21 protein-coding genes are annotated in these 20,742 nt (G+C 62.0%); 11 read left to right on the forward strand and 10 right to left on the reverse strand.

What is annotated here, in order from left to right; genetic code table 11:
• Positions 1-286 precede the first annotated feature (286 nt).
• Positions 287-802 (forward strand): DUF4148 domain-containing protein, encoded by a 516-nt coding sequence (locus tag RT282_RS14850; RefSeq protein WP_313315522.1) that lies wholly within the window; start codon positions 287-289, stop codon positions 800-802.
• Between the two features lie 1,020 nt (positions 803-1,822).
• Here the strand turns inward: RT282_RS14850 and RT282_RS14855 are convergent.
• From RT282_RS14855 to RT282_RS14865, 3 genes are all read right to left on the reverse strand, one after another.
• Positions 1,823-2,878, reverse strand: coding sequence for a DMT family transporter (locus RT282_RS14855; RefSeq protein WP_313315523.1), 1,056 nt, complete (start codon positions 2,876-2,878; stop codon positions 1,823-1,825).
• A gap of 221 nt (positions 2,879-3,099) precedes the next feature.
• Complete coding sequence (locus RT282_RS14860) at positions 3,100-4,479, reverse strand: heavy metal sensor histidine kinase (RefSeq protein WP_313315525.1); 1,380 nt, start codon at positions 4,477-4,479, stop codon at positions 3,100-3,102.
• Positions 4,476-5,162, reverse strand: a complete 687-nt coding sequence (locus RT282_RS14865) for a heavy metal response regulator transcription factor (protein WP_313315527.1) — start codon at positions 5,160-5,162, stop codon at positions 4,476-4,478. The genes RT282_RS14860 and RT282_RS14865 overlap by 4 nt, the downstream gene beginning before the upstream one ends.
• 145 nt (positions 5,163-5,307) lie before the next feature.
• Here RT282_RS14865 and RT282_RS14870 point away from each other — a divergent pair, with 145 nt between their 5' ends.
• The 8 genes from RT282_RS14870 (at position 5,308) to RT282_RS14905 (ending at position 14,232) form a co-directional block, all read left to right on the forward strand.
• On the forward strand, positions 5,308-5,625 hold the full coding sequence (locus RT282_RS14870) for a hypothetical protein (protein ID WP_313315529.1): 318 nt from the start codon (positions 5,308-5,310) through the stop codon (positions 5,623-5,625).
• Entirely contained in the window at positions 5,622-7,055 is a 1,434-nt protein-coding gene (locus RT282_RS14875) for a TolC family protein (protein ID WP_313315531.1), read from the forward strand. The genes RT282_RS14870 and RT282_RS14875 overlap by 4 nt, the downstream gene beginning before the upstream one ends.
• Positions 7,056-7,073: 18 nt before the next feature.
• Positions 7,074-8,486, forward strand: coding sequence for a copper oxidase (locus RT282_RS14880; protein WP_313315533.1), 1,413 nt, complete (start codon positions 7,074-7,076; stop codon positions 8,484-8,486).
• A 35-nt stretch (positions 8,487-8,521) separates the two neighbouring features.
• A complete protein-coding gene (locus tag RT282_RS14885) occupies positions 8,522-9,001 on the forward strand; it encodes a cupredoxin family protein (RefSeq protein WP_313315536.1) in 480 nt (159 codons plus the stop codon).
• A 39-nt stretch (positions 9,002-9,040) separates the two neighbouring features.
• On the forward strand, positions 9,041-9,382 hold the full coding sequence (locus tag RT282_RS14890; RefSeq protein WP_008905307.1) for a copper-binding protein: 342 nt from the start codon (positions 9,041-9,043) through the stop codon (positions 9,380-9,382).
• Positions 9,383-9,545: 163 nt separating this feature from the next.
• On the forward strand, positions 9,546-10,721 hold the full coding sequence (locus tag RT282_RS14895) for an acetate/propionate family kinase (RefSeq protein ID WP_313315542.1): 1,176 nt from the start codon (positions 9,546-9,548) through the stop codon (positions 10,719-10,721).
• Between the two features lie 17 nt (positions 10,722-10,738).
• Positions 10,739-13,147: a heavy metal translocating P-type ATPase gene (locus RT282_RS14900; protein ID WP_008905309.1), complete on the forward strand. Its 2,409-nt coding sequence runs from the start codon at positions 10,739-10,741 to the stop codon at positions 13,145-13,147.
• Positions 13,148-13,167: 20 nt separating this feature from the next.
• Positions 13,168-14,232, forward strand: a complete 1,065-nt coding sequence (locus tag RT282_RS14905; RefSeq protein WP_034694474.1) for a type II glyceraldehyde-3-phosphate dehydrogenase — start codon at positions 13,168-13,170, stop codon at positions 14,230-14,232.
• A 199-nt stretch (positions 14,233-14,431) separates the two neighbouring features.
• Here the strand turns inward: RT282_RS14905 and RT282_RS14910 are convergent, their stop codons facing one another.
• The 4 genes from RT282_RS14910 to merT form a co-directional block, all read right to left on the reverse strand.
• Positions 14,432-14,653: a hypothetical protein gene (locus RT282_RS14910; RefSeq protein ID WP_008905311.1), complete on the reverse strand. Its 222-nt coding sequence runs from the start codon at positions 14,651-14,653 to the stop codon at positions 14,432-14,434.
• 257 nt (positions 14,654-14,910) lie between these two features.
• Positions 14,911-16,596, reverse strand: coding sequence for a mercury(II) reductase (merA, locus tag RT282_RS14915; protein WP_313315547.1), 1,686 nt, complete (start codon positions 16,594-16,596; stop codon positions 14,911-14,913).
• A 70-nt stretch (positions 16,597-16,666) separates the two neighbouring features.
• A complete protein-coding gene (merP, locus tag RT282_RS14920; protein ID WP_008905313.1) occupies positions 16,667-16,945 on the reverse strand; it encodes a mercury resistance system periplasmic binding protein MerP in 279 nt (92 codons plus the stop codon).
• A gap of 15 nt (positions 16,946-16,960) precedes the next feature.
• Complete coding sequence (gene merT / locus RT282_RS14925) at positions 16,961-17,311, reverse strand: mercuric ion transporter MerT (protein WP_008905314.1); 351 nt, start codon at positions 17,309-17,311, stop codon at positions 16,961-16,963.
• Between the two features lie 74 nt (positions 17,312-17,385).
• Between merT and merR the strand changes: the two genes are divergently transcribed.
• Together merR and RT282_RS14935 are read left to right on the forward strand one after the other, a co-directional pair.
• Positions 17,386-17,841, forward strand: coding sequence for an Hg(II)-responsive transcriptional regulator (gene merR, locus RT282_RS14930; protein WP_055394792.1), 456 nt, complete (start codon positions 17,386-17,388; stop codon positions 17,839-17,841).
• A 48-nt stretch (positions 17,842-17,889) separates the two neighbouring features.
• Positions 17,890-18,183 carry a hypothetical protein gene (locus tag RT282_RS14935; protein WP_313315555.1) on the forward strand — a complete coding sequence of 98 codons (294 nt, stop codon included), beginning with the start codon at positions 17,890-17,892 and terminating at the stop codon, positions 18,181-18,183.
• Between the two features lie 22 nt (positions 18,184-18,205).
• On the opposite strand, the gene RT282_RS14940 is transcribed toward RT282_RS14935, so the two are convergent.
• The 3 genes from RT282_RS14940 to RT282_RS14950 form a co-directional block, all read right to left on the reverse strand.
• Positions 18,206-19,396, reverse strand: a complete 1,191-nt coding sequence (locus tag RT282_RS14940; protein ID WP_008905317.1) for an MFS transporter — start codon at positions 19,394-19,396, stop codon at positions 18,206-18,208.
• On the reverse strand, positions 19,393-20,052 hold the full coding sequence (locus RT282_RS14945) for a DUF6629 family protein (protein WP_008905318.1): 660 nt from the start codon (positions 20,050-20,052) through the stop codon (positions 19,393-19,395). Before RT282_RS14945 ends, RT282_RS14940 begins: the two co-directional genes overlap by 4 nt.
• A 247-nt stretch (positions 20,053-20,299) precedes the next feature.
• Positions 20,300-20,742: IS3 family transposase (locus RT282_RS14950; protein ID WP_313315559.1), on the reverse strand; the 443-nt coding region annotated here is incomplete at its 5' end.

Raw genomic sequence — 20,742 nt, forward strand, 5'->3', positions numbered from 1 at the left:
CGCCACCTGGATGGACCATATCGGGCATCTGGCGCCACAGGAGACCACCATGCAAGTTAGTACCCCAAGCTGCCAAGACGCGCCGACAAGTCCTGGATGTGTTGCAGGAGGTCAAGCGCAACTCTGATATCAGCGAAGCCATGCGCGACCTGGATGGCGAAGCGCATTGGGCCGCTGCCCTTTAACTGCCCTGAACCACCTCAACGATCGCCTTCAACCGAGTGCCTCTCCTAGACCGGCATGCGCTTGCAATCTCCCACCGTTTAGCCAAGAAGGAAAATTCATCATGAAAATCAAGTCCACCCTCATCGTTCTCTCTCTCTTCGCCGCCCCCGCATTCGCGTCTGACCAAGGTGTTAGCAAGACGCGTGAACAAGTACGGGCTGAACTGGCGCAAGCAATGCGAAGTGGCGACATGCTCGCCTCTGGTGAGTCGGGTCTGACGCTCAAACAGATCAACCCCGGTGCGTACCCTGTAGACGCCTCCGCGCAGGTCACAAAAACACGCGAGCAAGTGCGCACGGAGCTGGAGCAAGCGATCCGCACCGGCGATATCCTTGCGGGCGGTGAATCAAGCGCCAAGCTGAATGAGCTGACTCCTGGTCGTTATCCTGCAGTGGCCACCGCTCCTTCCAAGACCCGCGGTCAAGTCAAGAGTGAACTGGCGCGCGCTATTCGCGAAGGGGAGATTGTCGCGGGCGAAGACGGCCGCAAGCTCAACGAGATCTATCCCGACCGCTACCATGCCGCGCAGCATGCAGCGGCCAACGCGGGGCAGATCCCTACGACTCCCCGCTTCTGACGTTGCCTCCCGCTCAACCCGAAGCTATCTAATGCCCAGCAGTGGAAACCTACAGAAGCAGGCTTTCGGCACCAAAGCCGAGTGCGCGTTGGTGTCGAGCAGCTGGGTGGGGTGGCCTCAGTTCGATTCTTTTCGGCATAGGCAATAAATGAACTTCTGAACGGTGCCGAACGGCGTGTGGTGTTCTTCATGCTCTTGCTGCAAAAGCGTGAACGGAGCTCCGAACTCTGCATGCAAGCCGTTGGCGCTATAGCGCATGACTGGCAAACCGCTGCACTTCTCCGGACCATCCTCAGCAAATGTCGCCACGATCACATGACCGCCCGGCTTGACGGCGCGCAGAACCGCCAGAACGTAGGCTGCCCGCTCCTGCGGCAGGTGAGGAAATGAAAAACTGCTCTGTCATGCCACACGTCGTAGGCATGTCGTGGAAAATCAACGCCAGTTATATCCCCTACAAGCCAGGATACGCTGGCCCAGTCGGGACCGTGACGCGGCCAATGCGGCCTCGGAGAGGTCAAGGGCCGTGACCTTCGTGTACCCCTCATCGAGCAGATCGTCAACGAGAGTCGAAGCACCTCGTCCGACAACGATGATGCTTGCGTCGTTGACGACGGAAGTCTGCCGAATGAGCTGAACGGATTGCCGGGCGTGGTCCTGGAACCAACTCACACCGGAGGTCTCCTTCGTGGTGTAGTCCTGCTCCTAATGATCCTTTGGATTGCATGCACATCTCCAGTGCGAGTGCCGCATAGTTGCTTTCAAGGAAATATATCGGCTTGCTTCGTCGCATTACGCGAGAGGCTCCGACACGACACTGCGGCGACTGACGCTTGGAGTGCTCGATAAACGGTCGCATACACACTGGGCGCTCGAGCTCGCAAAACGTTAGTCAGCAAGGACTCCCCCGTGTGCCTTGACGTAGTGCCAGCTGCAGCACCGCGATGCTGGGGCCGTGTGGACATGGGATTGGGCACCAGCGCGCCATGGTTGAAACATGCCCCGCCATGAATAGCGCAGCTAGTGCCTGTGCTGATGGTGCGCATCGGGTGCGTGCGCGTGTGCGTGTGTCATCGGATCGTGCGCATGCCGATGGCTATGGCTGCCTTCAGGCATCACGTCGTGCGCGTGTAAATGGTGCCCGTCGTCATGGCGGTGGGCGTGCTCATGTTGTAACGCTTCGTGGGTGTGTTCGTGTCCGTGGCTCTCGGCCAGGTGAAGCACCACCCCCGCCAGCATGAACAAGCCACCCAGCAGCAGCAACCATCCCGCAGAGCGCTCCCCAAGCCCGAAGGCCACTGCCGCACCAATGAAAGGCGCGAAGGCGAACACCGAACCCGTCCGCGCCGCGCCGAATGCCCGTTGTGCCAGAAGATAAAAGCGCAGGCTCAGCCCGTAGCCTGTGGCTCCAATGGCAAGAAGCCCCAGTGCTGCAGTCCAGGAAGGCAAGGGCTCCCCTGTCAAGACGGCCAACGCTGCTGTTGCGGTAGCACCCAGGGTTGCCTTGGCCATCACCACCTGGCTCGGGTCATGCTCAGCCAGTCCTCGCGACAAGGTGTTGTCCACACCCCAGGCCATCGTAGCCACCAGCACTGCAAGCAGCCCAAGCAGCTGTACTCCGCCTTGCAGGCCCTGGTCCAGGACGAGAGCCATACCACCCGCGAGCAGCAAAAGCATGGCAGCCCATACGCGGCGGTCCATGGTTTCGCTGTAGAGCCACAACGCCAGCGTGGCTGTGAACAGCGCTTCCAAGGTGAGCATGAGCGATGCACTGGCTCCGCTGGTGTGCTGAAGGCCCCAGGCCAGGGCTACCGGCCCCAGCGCGGCGCCAAACCCCGCCATGGCAAGAAGTCGCGGGGTGTCAGATTTCTTGAGGCGTGCTTCGTGCGCAGCAGTCCGTAATGACAACGCTCCCACTACAGCGGCTCCCGCGTACAGCAGCGCCGCCGTCGTGAATGCCCCTAGCCCTGCGCCAAAACGCTGCACCAGAGGGGTGCTGATACCGAACAATGCTGCCGCCAGCAGGGCCAACAGACCGCCTCGCAGTGCCGGCAGATGCAGAAATTCGCGCGACAAGGGGGCGCTACTTGAACGTGAAGGGGACAGCGATTGTCGTCTTGTTGTGCATCAAGCGCATTGATAGCTCCCTTCATCTCTATCCAGCGTGTATGCCCAGAACAACTTGTACGACGCCAAGACGTACGGAGCGGAATCTCTTGGGCGCTGATCCCAGCTCGGACCTAACTTTCGGCAATCAACGTGGGTACCGGGAAAAACTTGCATCGGTCGTAAGATGTTCACCTGGGTGTACGGGGGAAGTACATCGAAAAGCAGGTCTTGCCGTTGGCAGAATTCGCAGTGATGCGGCCACGGTGCGCATGAACGATGGCCTGGGTGATGGACAGGCCAAGGCCCGCTCCATCAGAGTCCAGTTGCTTACGCGACTTGTCGGCCCGGAAGAAGCGGTCAAACAGGCGGGGGATCATCTGCTCGTCGATGGTAGGTCCATTGTTGATGACGTCCACCGTGGTTCCATGCAGGTCGCCCTTGATACTGACAACAACGTTCTCACCTGGCGGCGTGTACCGGATGGCGTTGGACAGAAGATTGCTCAGGGCTCGCCGGAGCATCAACCGGTCACCAGAGAGCTCCCCCTCTCCAGCCAGCGTCAGCCGCACCTGCTGTTCTTCAGCAAGTGCCTCATAGAAATCAAATAACGCCCGCGCCTCATCGTGAACCGCGATGATTTCTGGCCTGGGAAGAATGAGCCCGTGATCGGCCTTCGCCAAGAACAACATGTCGGCGATCATGCGAGCCAAGCGTTGGTACTCCTCGGCGTTAGAGGCAAGAATTTCTTGGTACTCCGTTGTAGAACGGGCCTGACTGAGCGTTACCTGCGTCTGAGTCATCAAATTATTGATGGGCGTACGCAACTCGTGGGCGAGGTCCGACGAAAACTCGGAGAGGCGGTCGAACTCCTCTTTAAGGCGCCGGAGCATTTCATTCAGGGTCGTGGCAAGGTCTGCCATCTCCACCGGAAACTCCTGGCTTGGCATGCCCTCGTCCAGCCGCTGAGCCGTAATGGACATTGCCCGGGACCGCATGGCCCGAAGGGGTGCCAGACCCTTCTTGGCGGCCCACCAGCCAAGGAACCCTGCCACCAGCGTTGCCAAAGTCACGTAACCCACGAGCACGCGAATCAGGCCATACATGAAGTGCTTGTGGTGAGCAATGTCGAGGGCCACCCATACCTGTAATGGTGGATCGGAGGATCCCGGCAACGGCACGGATTCGGACATCCCTCGATATTCACCCGACTTGGTTTGCCATGAAGCAACCCCCAAGCGCGCTGTTTGGGTCAGGGCGATCAGGTCCTTTGGAAACTGGAAGTCTGTGGTCGAGTAAAGCGATTCCGCGCCGCGAAGCACACTGACGTAGAGACCCTTATGGCTATGCAAAACATCATCCAGCCGTGTTTGCAGATCTTGTGGCGACTTGGATTTGCTGATGACTTCACGCGTCAGGTGGATTTTGTCGCGCAGGGCATCTCGGTCGAGTTCTACGAAATGCCTGTCAATGGAAACGGCGACAAGGGTCCCCAGGCAAATGAGCACCAGCCCAGATGCCAAGGTAAAAAGAACCGTCAACCGTGTCGTCAGCGAGTACCGGGCTTTCACGCGCCCTCCTGCGGGGCCTCAAGCACGTACCCCATGCCCCGCACCGTCTGGATCAGCTTGATGTCGTAGGCGTCATCGATCTTGGCACGAAGCCTGCGCATGGCCACCTCGATCACATTGGTGTCGCTGTCAAAGTTCATGTCCCACACTTGGGAAGCGATCAACGAGCGCGGAAGAACTTCCCCGTGGCGGCGCATCAGCAACTCAAGCAGTCCAAATTCCTTGGCCGTCAGGTCGATCCGTTTCCCGGCGCGGCTGACACGTCTTCGCAGAAGGTCCAATTCCAGATTGGCCACCTGCAGCACGGTCACCTCCGTGCCATTGCGCCCACGCCGCAGGATCGTTCGCACGCGCGCCAGCAGTTCGGCGAAAGAAAAAGGTTTGACCAGATAGTCATCGGCTCCCAGTTCCAGTCCCTTCACTCGGTCTTGCACTTGGTCCTTCGCCGTGAGGAACAGGACGGCCATCTCCAGACCGAGGCGGCGCAGATTGGTGAGAACCTGCCATCCGTCCATCCCCGGAAGCATCACATCAAGGATCACCAGGTCATAGTCGCCATCCTGGGCCAGATGCAGCCCGTCCACTCCGTTGTGGACCAGATCGGCATTGAAACCAGCCTCGCGCAACCCTTGGCGCAGGTACTCGCCGGTTTTGATTTCATCTTCCACGATCAATATTTTCACGGGAACTCCCAGGCACTGCGCGTGGTTGCAAGTGTGCCCGCAGATCGCTGGCTTTCTTCTAGATGACAAAGATGTAATGAAACTGTTATGTCCGCGGCAGGCATCGGCCCAGACAATGCGATGCATCAAAACAGATGGTGAATCTATGAACAATCGCTGGCTTTCACGACCTACCGCAAGCTTCTGGCTGGCCGCCGCGGTATTGGTTCCATCGCTGTCACTGGCGCAAATGCCTGAGGGTGAAACCGCGAAGGTGGACTATCAGTTTTCGTACCGATCTGCACTGTCGGGCTACGAAGCCTACAAGGAGCAGTCCGTCCAGCCTTGGAAGGCGGCCAACGACAAGGTGGGTGAGATCGGAGGATGGCGCGCCTATGCCAAGGAAATGCGCCAGACAGCACCCGCTACCGATCAGGACCAGCCCGCCCAGGGTCATGACGCACACCACGGGGGCAAACAATGAGCCGCCTCTTGCACTTGCCCCGCGCCAAGTTAGTGATCGCCGTGGCCGCTGTTGCGGTGTTGTCCGGATGCGCCAGCGTGAATCTGGAGCAGAGCCTCTCCAGCGCCAATGCAGCGACAAGCAGTTTCACGGACGGCCAGCTCACCGTGGCCCGGGATCAGAGCGAGCGTGAGGCCTTGCGCCAGCGTGCTTCGGATCTGCTGAGCAAGCCACTGGGGCAGAAGGAAGCTGTGCAACTTGCATTGGTCAACAGCCCGTCCATGCAGGCCATCGTGGCCCAAAACTGGGCGGACGCGTCGACGGCAGCGCAGTCCGGACGCATCGCCAACCCCATTTTGAGCCTGGAACGCGTGCGCTTGGGCAGCGAGACGGAGATCGGACGCCTCCTTTCCTTTGGACTGCTGGACCTGCTGACCTTGCCCACGCGCAAAGGCGTCGCCGAGCGGCGCATCCAGCAGGCTCAATTGCGCCTGAGCAGTGATGTGGTGGACCAAGTCACACAGGTGCGACAGTCCTGGGTACGCGCCGTCGCGGCGCAACAAATCCTGACCTACACACAGCAAGTTTTCGCCAGCGCCCAGGCCAGCGCCGAATTGGCCAAGCGCATGCAGGCGGTGGGCAATTTCAACAAGCTCGATCGTGTACGCCAGCAAGCGTTCTATGCCGACACAGCAACTCAGCTGGCAAGCGCGCAGCACCAGGTCACGGCGGCCCGTGAGGAACTTGTCCGATTGCTGGGCCTGGACGACGGTCAAGCCAAACAACTCAGGTTGCCAGAGCGTCTGCCCGCGCTTCCCAACGAGCCTTTGTCGCCCTTGGACGCAGGCCGCGAGGCGTCCAAGGGTCGGCTGGACCTGCAGATCGCGAAGGCAAACTATGACGCAGCTGCCCGCGCACAGGGCTGGAACACGATTACGACGTTCACGGATATCGAGTTGGGAGTCCGGCGCGACTCGGTCTTCGACGCTGCTGAGAACACCCACTCCACGCGGCGTGGTTTCGAGATCAGCCTGCAGCTGCCCATCTTTGACTGGGGTGGCATGCGGCGCAGCGCTATGAACGCGCAGACCCTGGCAGCAGCCAACCGCTTGGAGGCTACTGCCCGCGCGGCGGGGTCGAACCTCCGTGAGAGCTACTCCGCGTACCGCACAGCGTATGACATCGCGCGCCACCACCGCGACGAGGTGATCCCACTGAGAAAAATCATCTCCGAAGAAAACCAGCTTCGCTACAACGGGATGCTGATCAGCGTCTTCGAGTTGCTGGCCGACTCCCGCGACCAGGTGAACTCGGTGATGGCGGCGTTGAACGCTGAGCAACAGTTCTGGCAGGCGGACGCCGCACTTCAGGCCTCTCTCATCGGCAAGCCCACCAGTGCCGGTGTCTCGGTCGGCGGCGCAGCCGCTGCGGAGTCTGGCGCAGGTCACTGATCCCCAAAGGAAATCTAAATGAGTTCGAGAAGAGACTTTTTTCGCTTTGCTGGCATTGCCGGCGGGGCCGTGGCTGCAGCAAGTGTGAGCCGGGTGGCGATGGCGGCTTTGCCGGAGCCGGTTTTTCAGACAGGTCCCGACACCATGGCGCCGCTGGTTCCCAATTCCGGGCGCCCGTACAACCCAGTGGTCACGCTCAACGGGTGGACGCTGCCTTGGCGCATGAACCAAGGCGTCAAGGAATTCCATCTCGTAGCAGAGCCTGTGGTGCGCGAAATGGCCCCTGGCTTCAAAGCCCATCTTTGGGGTTACAACGGCCAGAGCCCTGGCCCGACCATAGAGGTTGTAGAGGGTGATCGCGTACGTATCTTCGTGACCAACAAGCTGCCCGAGCACACCAGCGTTCACTGGCACGGGCAGCGATTGCCCAATGGCATGGACGGAGTAACTGGCCTCACACAGCCCGCTATTCCAGCCGGGAAGACCTTTGTCTACGAGTTCGTGGCACGCCGACCAGGCACTTTCATGTACCACCCACATGGCGACGAAATGGTGCAGCTGGCCATGGGCATGATGGGTTTCTGGATCACCCACCCGAAGGCAAAGCACCCGCTCATAGACGAAGTGCAGCGGGACTTCTGCTTCCTTTTAAGTGCCTATGACATTGAGCCGGGCGCGGCCACGCCCAAGGTCGCAGAGATGACAGACTTCAACATTTGGGCTTGGAACAGTCGCATCTTCCCCGGTATTGACTCGCTGAATGTGCGTCTGAACGACAAGGTGCGCATTCGCATGGGCAATCTGACGATGACCAACCATCCGATGCATCTGCATGGGCACGAATTCCTGATCACGGGTACTGATGGAGGCCCTACCCCCAAAAGCACCCGCATGTATGAGGTAACAACCGATATTGCCGTGGGCCAGATGCGCCAAGTCGAGTTTCTGGCCGACGAGGAAGGCGATTGGGCGTTTCATTGCCACAAGAGCCACCACACGATGAACGCCATGGGGCACGACATTCCCACCTTGATCGGGGTCGACCACCGTGGCATAGGAAAGAAAATCAACAGCCTCATCCCGGATTACATGGTGATGGGCGAGCGTGGGATGGGGGACATGGCCGAAATGGAAATGCCAATTCCTGACAACACGATTCCGATGATGACCGGCGAAGGCCCCTTCGGCTCGGTAGAGATGGGCGGAATGTTCAGCGTCGTCAAGGTCCGTCGAGACCAAAAGCCGGGCGATTACACCAACCCCGGTTGGTACAAACATCCAGAGGGAACGGTTGCTTACGAGTACACCGGTCCTGTGGCCGAGCCGGCCCGCTTCAAGGCAGAAGGTGGCCAATCCATGCCGCGCAAGAACAGGTCCGCATCGGACACGGTTGTCAAAGTCAAAAAGCCTTCGTCCCACGGCGGTCACTAACAACGGATTCCACAATTTCACTCCACGAGGTACTCATGAAACGCACTCTCTCTCTGATCGCCGCTTCCGCCCTCACCGCCTTATCTTTCAGCAGCTTTGCAGCCGGAAGCCACGGTGGCGGTCACGGCAGCGCGGAATCCGCCATTGGTCAGCCCGGTAAGGCCGGCAAGGTCAGCCGCACCATCAATGTCGATATGGCCGACACCATGCGCTTCACGCCTGCAGCAATTTCCGTCAAACAGGGCGAGACCATCAAGTTCGTGATCAAGAACAGCGGCCAGGTCAAACACGAGTTCAGCCTGGGCACCGACGACGAGTTGAAAGAACATTACGAGACCATGAAAAAATTCCCGGATATGGAGCATGACGAGCCCAGCAAGGTATCGCTCGCGCCGGGCAAGCAAGGCCAGATCATCTGGCACTTCACGAAGGCTGGCGAAGTGAAGTTTGCCTGCCTCTACCCCGGCCATTTCGACGCAGGCATGAAGGGCCAGGTCACGGTGGTCAAAAAGTAAACGCGGAACACCTCCACGCTATTAGGACAAGGAATTCACATGAAAAACGCAAACAACCTTTTGATCGGCGCCGTGTTGTCGCTGACCACCCTCTTGCCGCTGTCGGCCATGGCACAGGCCACGGTTGACGCCAGCAAGCCCGCTGCTCTGGCTGCAGCCTCCATGACGGATGGAGAGGTGCGCAAGATCGATAAGGACGCTGGAAAAATCACCATCAAGCACGGTGACATCAAGCACCTAGAGATGCCGGGGATGACCATGGTGTTTAACGCCAAGGACAAGTTACTACTCGACAAGGTACAGGTCGGCGACAAAATCCGTTTCATGGTGGTCAGCGAGGGAGGAAAGATGTTCGTGACGTCCATCGAGCCTGCCAAGTAGCACGAAAATTGCGTGCAGCGTCTTTCTGAAATGAGGCGCTCTTCGGCATTCAGCAACGCGACGGGCCAGGCCGAGGCAAGCAGCGCCCAGCAGGTGGGCGCCACTTGAGCTAAATCAAGCGAGACCGAACGCGCAGTGTCAAGATGGTTTGGAGAACAAGAACATGACCCTGCTTGCACTGAACGCCGGCTCGACCAGCACTAAACTGGCACTGTACGAGCGCGACCTGCACCAGCTCTGGAGTGCCAGTGTGTCCGGACTTGCCTCGCCGAATGCGCGACTGCTGACCCGCGAACCTGGCGGGGATGCCGACACGCAGGAACTTGGACCCCTGCAATTCCGCTCCGCGACCGAACTATTGTTGGGCGAACTGGCGCAGCGCTGGCCGACGTTGCAGATAGAGGCTGTCGGACATAGAGTGGTTCACGGAGGCGACCTGCCGGTTGACAGCGTAACGATCGATGCACCGACTTTGGCCGCGATCACTCACTGGTCGTCGCTGGCGCCTCTTCATCAGCACCTGAACGTTGCAGCGATCAATGCAGCACGGCAGGCATTCCCGGGGGCGTTGCATGTTGCATGCTTCGACACGGGTTTTCACCGGACTCTCCCTGCGCGTGCGAGCCTCGTTGCTGTGCCGGAGCGCTTTAGATCGCTCGGAGTGCGCCGCTACGGCTTCCACGGCCTCTCATACGAGTCCGTGTTGCAACAACTGGCGGCCAGCGGCGAGCCGGTCTTCTCCGAGCGTGTCATTGCCGCGCACCTTGGTGGCGGTTCCTCACTGTGCGCCATTGCCCAGGGACGTAGTGTGGAAACGAGCATGGGCGTGACCCCGCTCAGCGGCGTCCCGATGACCACGCGCTGCGGCGATCTTGATCCCGGTGCGCTGCTGTTCCTGCTGCAGTCCGGCGAGACGGATGTCCGGCAGTTGCAAGCCGCCCTCTACGAAGAGTCGGGGCTCAAGGCCCTGACCGGCACCTCAGGCGACATGAAGTTGCTGCTCGACATTTCGGCACACTCGAGCGAGGCTCGCAAGGCGGTCGACTACTTCTGCTATCAGGTACGCAGGCATATGGGTGCGCTGGCAGCCGCTATGGAGGGCGTCGACCGGATCGTCTTCACGGGCGGAATCGGCGCCAACGCAGCGTTCGTCCGGCAAGCAGTGTGCGACGGCCTGCGCTTCCTGGGTGTCGAGCTCGATGCCAAAGCCAACCTGGCCAACGCCTCTAGCGTTCACACCTCACACAGCGGAATAAAGGTGAACGTGCTCGAGACCGACGAGGAATCCATCCTTGCCCGCAAGGCCGCTGCCCACGTGGACGGGTCGGGCGGCCATTAAAAGAAGGGACCATAAAGATGATTCAATCCGCAACCTTCGAGGTCGGCAATCTGCTGTCCCCGCTTTCTGCCCGCGGCGTCGAGAAGCGGCTCGCCGCGATCCCAGGCGTGGTGTCGGTGTCCGTAAACCCGGTGCCCGCGAGCGCCACTGTCTCGTTCGATCCGGCGCGGGTCACCCGTGAGCGGATCCGCACGACCATCGAGGACTGCGGCCACCATTGCGCCGGCGAACTGACGCCCAGGCACGTGTGCGAAGCAGCTCCGGACCCAGCAGCCCATGCCGCGCATGCCAATACCGGCCATGGTGCGCACGCGCAGCACGGCGGAAACGCGGCCGCGGATGCGAAGACCGCCAAAACCGGCGGAGAGCATCAAGACATGATGCACGAGATGGGCCACGGGAGCGGGCAGTCGATGGACGACATGGTCCGCGACATGCGCAACCGGTTCTTTGTGGCCCTGTTGTTCGCCGTACCGGTGTTCCTCTACTCCCCGATGGGGGCCATGGTCGGGGACTTCACCGTGCCGTTTGGCATGGACCGCAAGGTGTTCCTGTTCCTGGTCGCGTCGGCGGCGATCATCTATCCCGGCTGGCCGTTCTATGTGTCGGCCTGGCGGGCATTGCGCAATGGCGTGACCAATATGGCGACGCTGGTGGTTCTTTCGGTTGGCACAGGCTACCTCTTCAGCATCGGCGCCACCTTCTTCTACGAGGGCGAAGTGTTCTACGAGGCAGTAGCCACCCTGCTGGTGTTCATCCTGCTCGGGCATTGGCTGGAAATGCGCGCGCGTGCCGGTGCTTCCGACGCGATCCGTTCGCTGATGAACCTGGCGCCGCCCATGGCCACCGTGTTCCGCGACGGTGAGGAACAGAAGGTGCCGACGTCCGAGGTGGTCCTGGGAGACATCGTCGTGGTAAAGCCCGGCGACAGAGTGCCGGTTGACGGGGTCGTCATGGAAGGCGGCTCGCAAGTCGACGAGTCCATGCTGACCGGTGAATCCATGCCAGTGAAGAAGGGCACCGGCGACGAAGTGATAGGCGCGACCATCAACAAGAGCGGTAGCTTCCGCTACAAGGCGACCAAAGTCGGCGCGGACACGGCCCTGGCCCAGATCGTCAAGCTGGTCCAGGAGGCACAGAACTCCAAGGCTCCAGGGCAATTGCTCGCCGATCGGGCTTCGCAGTGGCTGGTGCTCGCAGCGATCGGCATCGGGCTCGCGACCTTCATCGTCTGGTACTGGGTGCTCGGGCAGCCGCTGCTGTTCGCAGTGACGCTAACCATCACGGTATTCGTCATAGCCTGTCCCGACGCACTGGGGCTCGCGACGCCCATGGCCGTGATGGTCGGTACCGGCCTCGGAGCCATGAACGGCATCCTGTTTAAGAACGCTGCGGCCCTAGAGAACGCCACCAAGCTGACCGTCGTGGTGTTCGACAAGACCGGCACCTTGACGGTGGGCCAGCCGGACGTGGTCGACCTCGTGAGCGCCCCGGGCACCGATACCTCCACCCTGCTGGCAACCGCGGCGGCCGTGGAGAAGTTTTCGGAACATCCGCTGGCATTGGCGATCCTGAAGAAGTCGGCCGATCTGCCTGTGGAGCACACGGTGGCGTTCACCAACATCGACGGTCAGGGTGCCCGGGCCGAACTGGCGGGTGACACGGTGCTGCTGGGCAACCGGCTGCTGATGGAAAGCCACGGGGTGGATCTGGCCGGCTTGTCGCAGGAAGCGGCGCGCCTGCAGGGCGCGGGCCGCACCGTGGTACACGTGGCGCGTGCCGGCCGGTTGCTGGGCCTGATCGCCATTGCCGACGCTGTGCGACCGAGTTCCCGGGACACCATCCAGGCGCTCCACAAGCGTGGCGTGAAGGTCGCCATGCTGACGGGGGACAACCAGGCCACCGCCGATCGCATCGGGCAGGAACTGGGCATCGACATCGTGCTCGCCGATGTTCTGCCCGGACAGAAGGCCGACAAGATCAGGGAACTTCAGTCGCAGGGACATAAGGTGGCGATGGTCGGCGACGGCATCAACGACGCTCCGGCATTGACGCAGGCGGACGTGGGTTTCGCCATCGGCGCCGGCACTGACGTGGCGATGGAAAGCGCACAAGTGGTGCTGATGAAGAGCGACCCCTTCGACGTGGTGGGTGCGATCGAGCTGTCGCGCGCCACGCTGCGCAAGATGCACCAGAACCTCTGGTGGGCGGTGGGCTACAACACCGTCGCCTTCCCTCTGGCGGCCGGCGTCTTCTACCCCTTCACCCTGTCGCCGGAAGTGGCGGCGCTGTCCATGTCGGGCAGCTCGGCCATCGTGGCCATCAATGCGCTGCTGCTCAAGCGCACCCGCCTGACCGGCATCCACAGATCACGCCCGGAGCAAGATGCCTCCTCTGGTGGCGCGCTGCCCGGCGCTGCAGGTTGAACCCGAGAGGAAAGGCACCCATGAGAATCCGAACGCCCGAAACCCGTATCCGCGTGGCCGTAGTCGGCTATGGCGTCATTGGAAAGCGAGTGGCTGACGCAGTCGCATTGCAGACGGACATGCAGCTGGCTGGCGTGGCAGACGTCGCCACCGACTGGCGGCTGCAGGTGGCCGCCGCTCTGGGTTTGCCGATCTTCGCCGGCGATGCCGCCTCCCTTGCATCTATGCGCTCGGTCGGGCTTCCGGTGGTGGATACCCTGGAAAACCTCCTACAGCAGGCCGACGTGGTGGTGGACTGCACTCCAAAGAAGGTGGCGGCGGGCAACGTCCCCCGCTACCGCAGCGCCGGCATCCGCTTCATCCTGCAGGGCGGTGAGAAGCATGAAATGGCGGGCCATTCCTTCGTGGCCGAGAGCAACTACGCGCAGGCGCTGGGACATGTCGCTACCCGCGTGGTCTCCTGCAACACCACCTCCATCGTGCGCACGCTGGGTGCGCTGCGCCGGGCCGGCCTGCTGCTGCAGGCGCGCGGCACGCTGATGCGGCGCGCGACCGACCCTGTGGACGGTCACCGTGGCGGGCTAATGAACACGCTGGTGCCGGAGGAAAAGGTGCCCAGCCACCAGGGGCCGGACGCCAAGACGGTCGACCCCGCGCTGGACGTGGTGACCATGGCGGTAGCGGTGCCACAGACCCTGGCTCACGTGCATTGCTGGAATGTGCGCATGACGCGTGCCGCCTCGCTGGACGAGGTTCTTGCAGCCTTTCGCACGTCCAGCCGCATCGCCCTCTTGCGCAGCAGCGACGGCCTGGGTGCGATCAACGTGGTCAAGGAAATGATGGGCGACCTCGGGCGGCCGCGGGCCGACCTGTACGAGGTCGGCTTGTGGGAGGACCTGGTGACACTCCAGGGCGATGAGCTGTTCTTCACGTACATGGTGGACAACCAGGCAATAGTCATCCCGGAAACGATCGACGCCGTCCGCGCGCTGGCCTGCACGCAGCCCGATGGGGCGACGTCGATCGCGGCAACGGACCGCAGCCTGGGCATTCCCCTACCGGCCAGCGTCCGATCGGGGAGCTGAGTCTCAAGACGGTTGGCCCCGGGGGTGCGCCGAATCGCGGCAGCCGCGACCGCTGAACATGACCCGGGGTAATCGTCCAGCGGCTAGGCAGCATCCCTGCGCAGTTTCTGTCGCTTTCTCCTGCCAACCGGCATGCGATTGCGGTTGACGTGTCGCTGCCCGCCTGTACCCGGTCGGGATTGGTACTGCTTTCTTCTCGTTAACGCGACGGCGTGGCGGCGGACGCCGCGGCGCGTTCCTTGTCGCGCTTGGTCACGACCATGGCGTTGGTTGCTCGATCGACCTTGACCATGCCCAGCTTGGGGTGCAGCCCGTAGTAGGTGCCGCTCCTGGACGCCGGGTCGGCGCGAGTGTCGGTGGCGGCGGACGCAACGCCCGCGAAGAGTGCGGCGCCCAGAAGGGTCACTGCGAGCTTGTTCACGTTGGTTCCTTTCGCCAGGGGCTCGAGCCGAACACCATGCGCGGCTTTGATTGCGACCTCTGATGACATCAATTCTGAAGACCACCCTCGGCCGGCCACTGACCGAACCATTACGAACTTGTCATGCGGCGTCGCAGCGCGCCGAAACCCGATGCAAATCCTCCTTGTCGAAAGACGAAACGCGTGCCGCCGATTGCTTGAGGCCGCCTTCGGCGAGCTGGTGTACGAATTCTCCACGATAAGTCACTGGTACAACTTCATCCCGCGCAGCAGGACAGTTGCGAGAGGTCCTTGGTGAATGTCTGCGCGGCGAGCTTCAGGCCCTCGACCATCGTCAGGTAGGGGAACAGCTGGTCGGCCAGATCGTGCACCGTCATGCCGGCCCTTATGGCCAACGCCGCGCTCTGGATCAGTTCCCCCGCATCTGGCGCGACCGCCTGAACACCGATCAAGCGCCCGGTCCGCGCTTGGGCCACCAGCTTGATAAAACCGCGGGCGTCGAAATTGACCACTGCCCGCGGCACGTTGTCCAAGGTCAAGGTGCGACTGTCGGTCTCGAACCCGTCGTGATGCGCTTTCGCCTCGCTGTAGCCCACGGTGGCAATCTGCGGGTCGGTGAACACCACGGCCGGCATTGCGGTCAGGTCGAGCGCCGCATCGCCGCCGGTCATGTTGATCGCGGCACGGGTGCCGGCCGCTGCCGCCACATAGACGAACTGAGGCTGGTCGGTGCAGTCACCGGCTGCGTAGATGTTCGGGTTGCTCGTACGCATGCCCTTGTCGATAACGATGGCACCTTGCGCATTGACGACAACACCCGCTGCTTCCAAGGCCAGGCTGCGCGTGTTCGGTGCCCGGCCGGTGGCGATCAGCAACTTGTCGGCGCGCAATTCACCGTGTCCGGTGGTCAGCACGAATTCGCCGTCCACATGGGCGACCTGGCTGGCTTGCGTGTTTTCCAGCACCTCGATGCCCTCGGCCCGGAAAGCGGCTGTCACGGCCTCGCCGATGGCCGGGTCTTCCCGGAAGCACAAGGTGTTGCGCGCCAGGGCCGTCACTTTGCTGCCCAGCCGGGCAAAGGCTTGCGCCAGTTCCAGCGCCACCACCGACGAGCCGATCACGGCCAGGCGTTCGGGAATGGCGTCGCTGACCAGCGCCTCGGTGGAAGTCCAGTAGGGTGAGTCTTTCAAGCCTGGAATCGGCGGCACGGCCGGACTGGCCCCCGTGGCGACCAGGCAGCGGTCGAACATCACGACGCGCTCGCCACCCTCGTTCAAACGGACGACAAGGCTCTGGTCGTCCTTGAAACGCGCTTCACCGTGCAGCACGGTGATGGCTGAATTGCCGTCCAGGATGCCTTCGTACTTGGCATGGCGGAGTTCATCGACACGTGCCTGCTGCTGGGCCAGTAGTTTGCTACGATCAATCGCAGGCACGGTCGCTTCGACCCCGCCATCGAACGGGCTTTCGCGACGCAGATGGGCGATGTGAGCGGCGCGGATCATGATCTTCGACGGCACACAGCCGATATTGACGCAGGTGCCGCCGATGGTCCCGCGCTCGATCAGCGTGACGTGCGCGCCTTGCTCGACGGCTTTCAGCGCAGCAGCCATCGCGGCTCCACCGCTGCCGATCACAGCTACTTGCAACAGACGTTCGTTGCCAATGTGCTTATCGGCGGCCCCCTTCCAGCCGCGCACCTTGTCGAGCAATCCGGCTCGGTTGTCTGTCGGTGGCGCATCGGCAAGCGTTGCCTGGTAGCCCAGTCCTGCCACAGCGGCAGTCAGCGCGTCCGATGACGTGCCCGGCAGGGTGGCGAGTTTCGCTGTGCCCTTCGGATAGGACACCAGCGCCGACTGCACGCCGGGCACTTTCTCCAGCGCGCCTTTGAGGTGCGCCGCGCACGAGTCGCAGGTCATGCCGGTGATTTTTAGTTGGGTCATGCAACAACTCCTATTTATCATGATCGCCGCAGGTTCAAGGTTCAAGGTTCAAGGTTCAAGGTTCAGTGGCTCACTGCTTGACGCTTGACGGATATCCCGCGTCTCCGGTTGCCTTTGTCAGCTTCTGCACGCTGGTCTTGGCATCATCGAACGTGACGACCGCGTCGCGTGTCTCGAAGGTCACGTTAATTTTGCTGACGCCTTCGACTTTGGAAATCGCCTTCTTGACGGTGATCGGGCAGGCGGAGCAGGTCATGCCCGGTACGGACAGCGTGACAGTCTGAGTGGCGGCCCACACCGGGGCAACAACGGCAGCGAGGACGAGGGCGGCAAACAGTTTTTTTCTCATGAAGAACTCCTGTGATTAATAGAAAAATGGCATGACGTACGGAAATCCCATCGCGACCAGGACCAGCGCGGCCACGATCCAGAAAATGAGCTTGTAAGTAGCTCGCACTTGGGGAATCGCGCAGACCTCACCCGGTGTGCAGGCTTGCGCCGGGCGGTAGATGCGCTGCCAAGCGAAGAACAGCGCCACCAACGCTGCGCCGATGAAAAACGGGCGATACGGCTCCAGCACTGTTAGGTTGCCGATCCATGCCCCGCTAAATCCCAAGGCGACCAGAACCAGCGGTCCGAGGCAACAAGCAGAGGCGAGGCTGGCGGCCAGCCCTCCAGCGAAGAGCGCGCCGCGCGCGTTTTGTGGCTCAGACATGCGTCTTGTCCTTTTCGAATTGAATGGGATAGGGCGTAACCTTAGGTCCGTAGTCATGTACGGAGTCAAGCGAAATGGCAAACAATTTGGAGTGTCTGACTATCGGCGTTTTTGCCAAGGCTGCCGGGGTCAACGTGGAGACCATCCGCTTCTATCAGCGGAAGGGCTTGTTGCCGGAGCCCGACAAGCCCTATGGCAGCATCCGCCGCTATGGTGAGGCGGATGTAACGCGCGTGCGGTTCGTGAAATCAGCCCAGCGGCTGGGTTTCAGTCTGGATGAAATCGCCGAGCTGCTGCGGCTGGAGGATGGGACCCATTGCGAGGAAGCCAGCAGTCTGGCCGAGCACAAGCTCAAGAACGTGCGCGAGAAAATGGCTGACCTGGCGCGCATGGAGGCCGTGCTGTCTGACTTGGTGTGTGCATGCCATGCGCGAAACGGCAACGTTTCCTGCCCGTTGATTGCGTCACTGCAAGACGGAACGAACCTCGCGATGTCAGTGCGGGGTGGTCACGGGGTGACTGCGCCTTAGCGTGCTTCGTTTTCCGAATTCTGAGACGACCCGATCATGCGCCCGCTGGTGGAAGCCGCCCTGCACGTGAACCCCGGCGGCCTTCTGCTAGCCGGCCCCAACCCGGTGGATGCACTCACGTTCTTCGCCCTGAACGTGTCCGGGCCTGCCTCCGGGCCAAGTGATGGGCTCCGGCACCGTTCGACTCGGCGCGGCTGCGGTCCGAACTGTCGGCGGCACTGCGGCGTCGTCGCGAGGAACGTCCATACCTACGTGCTCGGCGAGCATGGCGGCAGCGAAGTCGTGGTCTGGTCCGCGGCCACCTTGATCCGTGCCGCCATGCAGGCCGCAGGAATGGCTTGAGCCGTTCGGCGGCTGCCTCGCCTCAGCCTGCCGAGGAACTGCCGTCCACGCCTTCAGGCTTCGCCCAAGCGATTACGGCGCCGACGGCAAGCATGGCTCCAGCCAGCAGGAAGGGCGCGGGTGCCACCGCGGAGAACAGGACTCCGGTCAGCGCGGCACCGCCTGCCTGACCCAGGTTGCCGGCTGCAGCCTGCCTGCCCATCGCGCGCCCCTGTCGAAGCCCTGCTGCGGAGGAAATCCTGACGGCGAGTGCGGGGATCAGCACACCGAGGGCACTGGCCGCCAATACGAAAGCGACGGCGGGACTCCAAGGCGCCCGCCAGGACAGCAGGCCCACACCGACCGCCATCACTGCAAGGGAAATCCACACGAGCCTGTGCTCGCCGATCCAGCGTTCCAGCACTGGGTAGCCTACCAGTTGCATTGCGACCATGAGCACGCTGCACAAGGCAAAGTAAGGCCCCACAGGGCCGCCCTGGAGTGTCAGGCCGACTTCGGCTACCGTGATTCCGAACACCACTGCTGCGGTCAACAGGAGCGCCCGGCGCATCCGGCCCAAGGACACACTCGAATTCGCGATGGCCGGCCCCAACCCTGCGGCGTCCTCAGCACCCTGTACTCGTGGCAGGCGGGCGGCCAGCACTGCGGCCAGCAGGCACACGGATGCCACCAGGTCAAGCCCTGAAACCCGGTTGCCGAGCGCAGACGCTGCGCTGCCAGCCACGGGCCCGAGCAGGAAGCCGAGCGCCGTGGCCGAGGCCACCCAGGCGAAGCGGCGCTGGCGGCGCTCCGGTGCCGTTGTCTCCGCCACATAGGCTAGCACTGCCGGCATCACGGCGGCCGCGACCAGCCCGGCGCCGATGCGCGCGGCGTAGACACCTGCAAGTGAACTGACCGTACCGAGGAGTGACAAGGCGATGGCGGAGCCGGCGAGTCCGATGGCAATCACCCAACGGCGATCCAGAAAGTCGGATACGGCGCCCCAAACCGGCGAGCACGCGAACAACGCCACGGTGTAGGCGCCAGTCAGCCACCCGGTGTGGCGGGCGGCCACGTCGGCACCGCCACCCCGCACCCGCGGCACCAGCTCCGGAAGCACCGGCAAGGTCACGCCATACGACATGGACACGGCGAGCCCTGCGACAAGCAGCAGCACGAAGTGAATATCGCTGAACTGGCGCGCGGAAGCCGCCGCTGGACGGCGAACAGTCATCGAGCGTTCTCCACCAAGGCCGAGGTTTCGCCTCGCGCGGCGATCAGGTGCAGTGCAACAACGATGCTCATTGCCGCCGCGAAGAAGCACCAGACGGAGATGAACCAGTGGGCGTAGAAGGCGTACGCCGCTACGGCCGACCCTAGGCAAAGCACCCCGAACAGTCTGACCCAGCGGTGGCTTGAAAGAATCAGGCTTACGGTCGTCGCCGTCAGATAAAGGCCCATGGAGGCTGCGATGTAGAAATGCGGGGATGCGTAGTCGATGTGGCCTCCAACCGGGGTGGCGACGATGGGGTAGGCAAACATCGCGTACAGCAGATATGCCCCGACCCCGAGCCCGGCGAGGCAGACGGCGGCCAGGAAGCGTCGGCGGTTGCGGTCAGGCTCGATCAGCCATGCCGCAACAGGCACGTACACGGGCCAGAGCACGTGCGAGAAGAAGGAATACAGCTGCGTCGCCGCCGCTGTCACCGCGTCAATGCCCCAGCCGAAGCTGAGCCAGACCACGCCTTCGGTAAGCTGCTGGATAGCAAACAGCAGTGGGATCGCTGCGTAAGCCCGCTCTCCACCGGTGCGGGCCATGTGCGTGGTCACTATGCCCACGCCCATAAGGAAAGTGCCGGCTGTCAGGCTGGCGGTCGCCGAAAAGCACATCGATCAGGAACTCCGTGAAATCGTGGGGCGGCTGCGCACCATGCCAACGATCTGGGTCAGCCACGCCAAGTGGTCCCTAGATCCAAATTGTTTTTACAAGCGGGGCCCGGCGTGCGTGGCCGAACGAGGGGCTGCGCGCGATGATAATTGCAGTGCTTGAGTCCTGCTCTCGTGACGTTAACCGACAGTGCGGCGCAATCTGGACAAAGACAGTCGACACTTCACCATCTGAATCGCCCCGGATTCCCTAGACACTTTTGAGCCGTTGGTAATGGCGTCGTTCGAACTCTACCGGCGAAGTATCTCCGGCAGTGGCGTGGCGCCGCTTTGGGTTGTAGAACATCTCGATGTAGTTGAAGACGTCGGCCTTGGCGGCATCGCGCGTTAGATAGATCTGGCGGCGGATACGTTCGCGCTTGAGCAACTGGAAGAAACTCTCGGCCACGGCGTTGTCGTGGCAGTTGCCCCGGCGGCTCATGCTGGAGATCAGCTTGTGGTCGCGTAGGAAGTCCTGCCAGTCATGCCCAGTGAATTGACTGCCTTGGTCCGAATGCACCGTGACTGGCTGCTCGGGTCGACGACGCCACAAGGCCATTACCAGCGCATCGAGCACCAGCCCGGTATCGATGCGGCTACCCATTGACCAGCCGACCACCTGACGCGAGAACAGATCGACCACCACGGCCAGGT

Source organism: Pulveribacter sp., assembly GCF_032079985.1.
Lineage (GTDB): Bacteria > Pseudomonadota > Gammaproteobacteria > Burkholderiales > Burkholderiaceae_C > Melaminivora.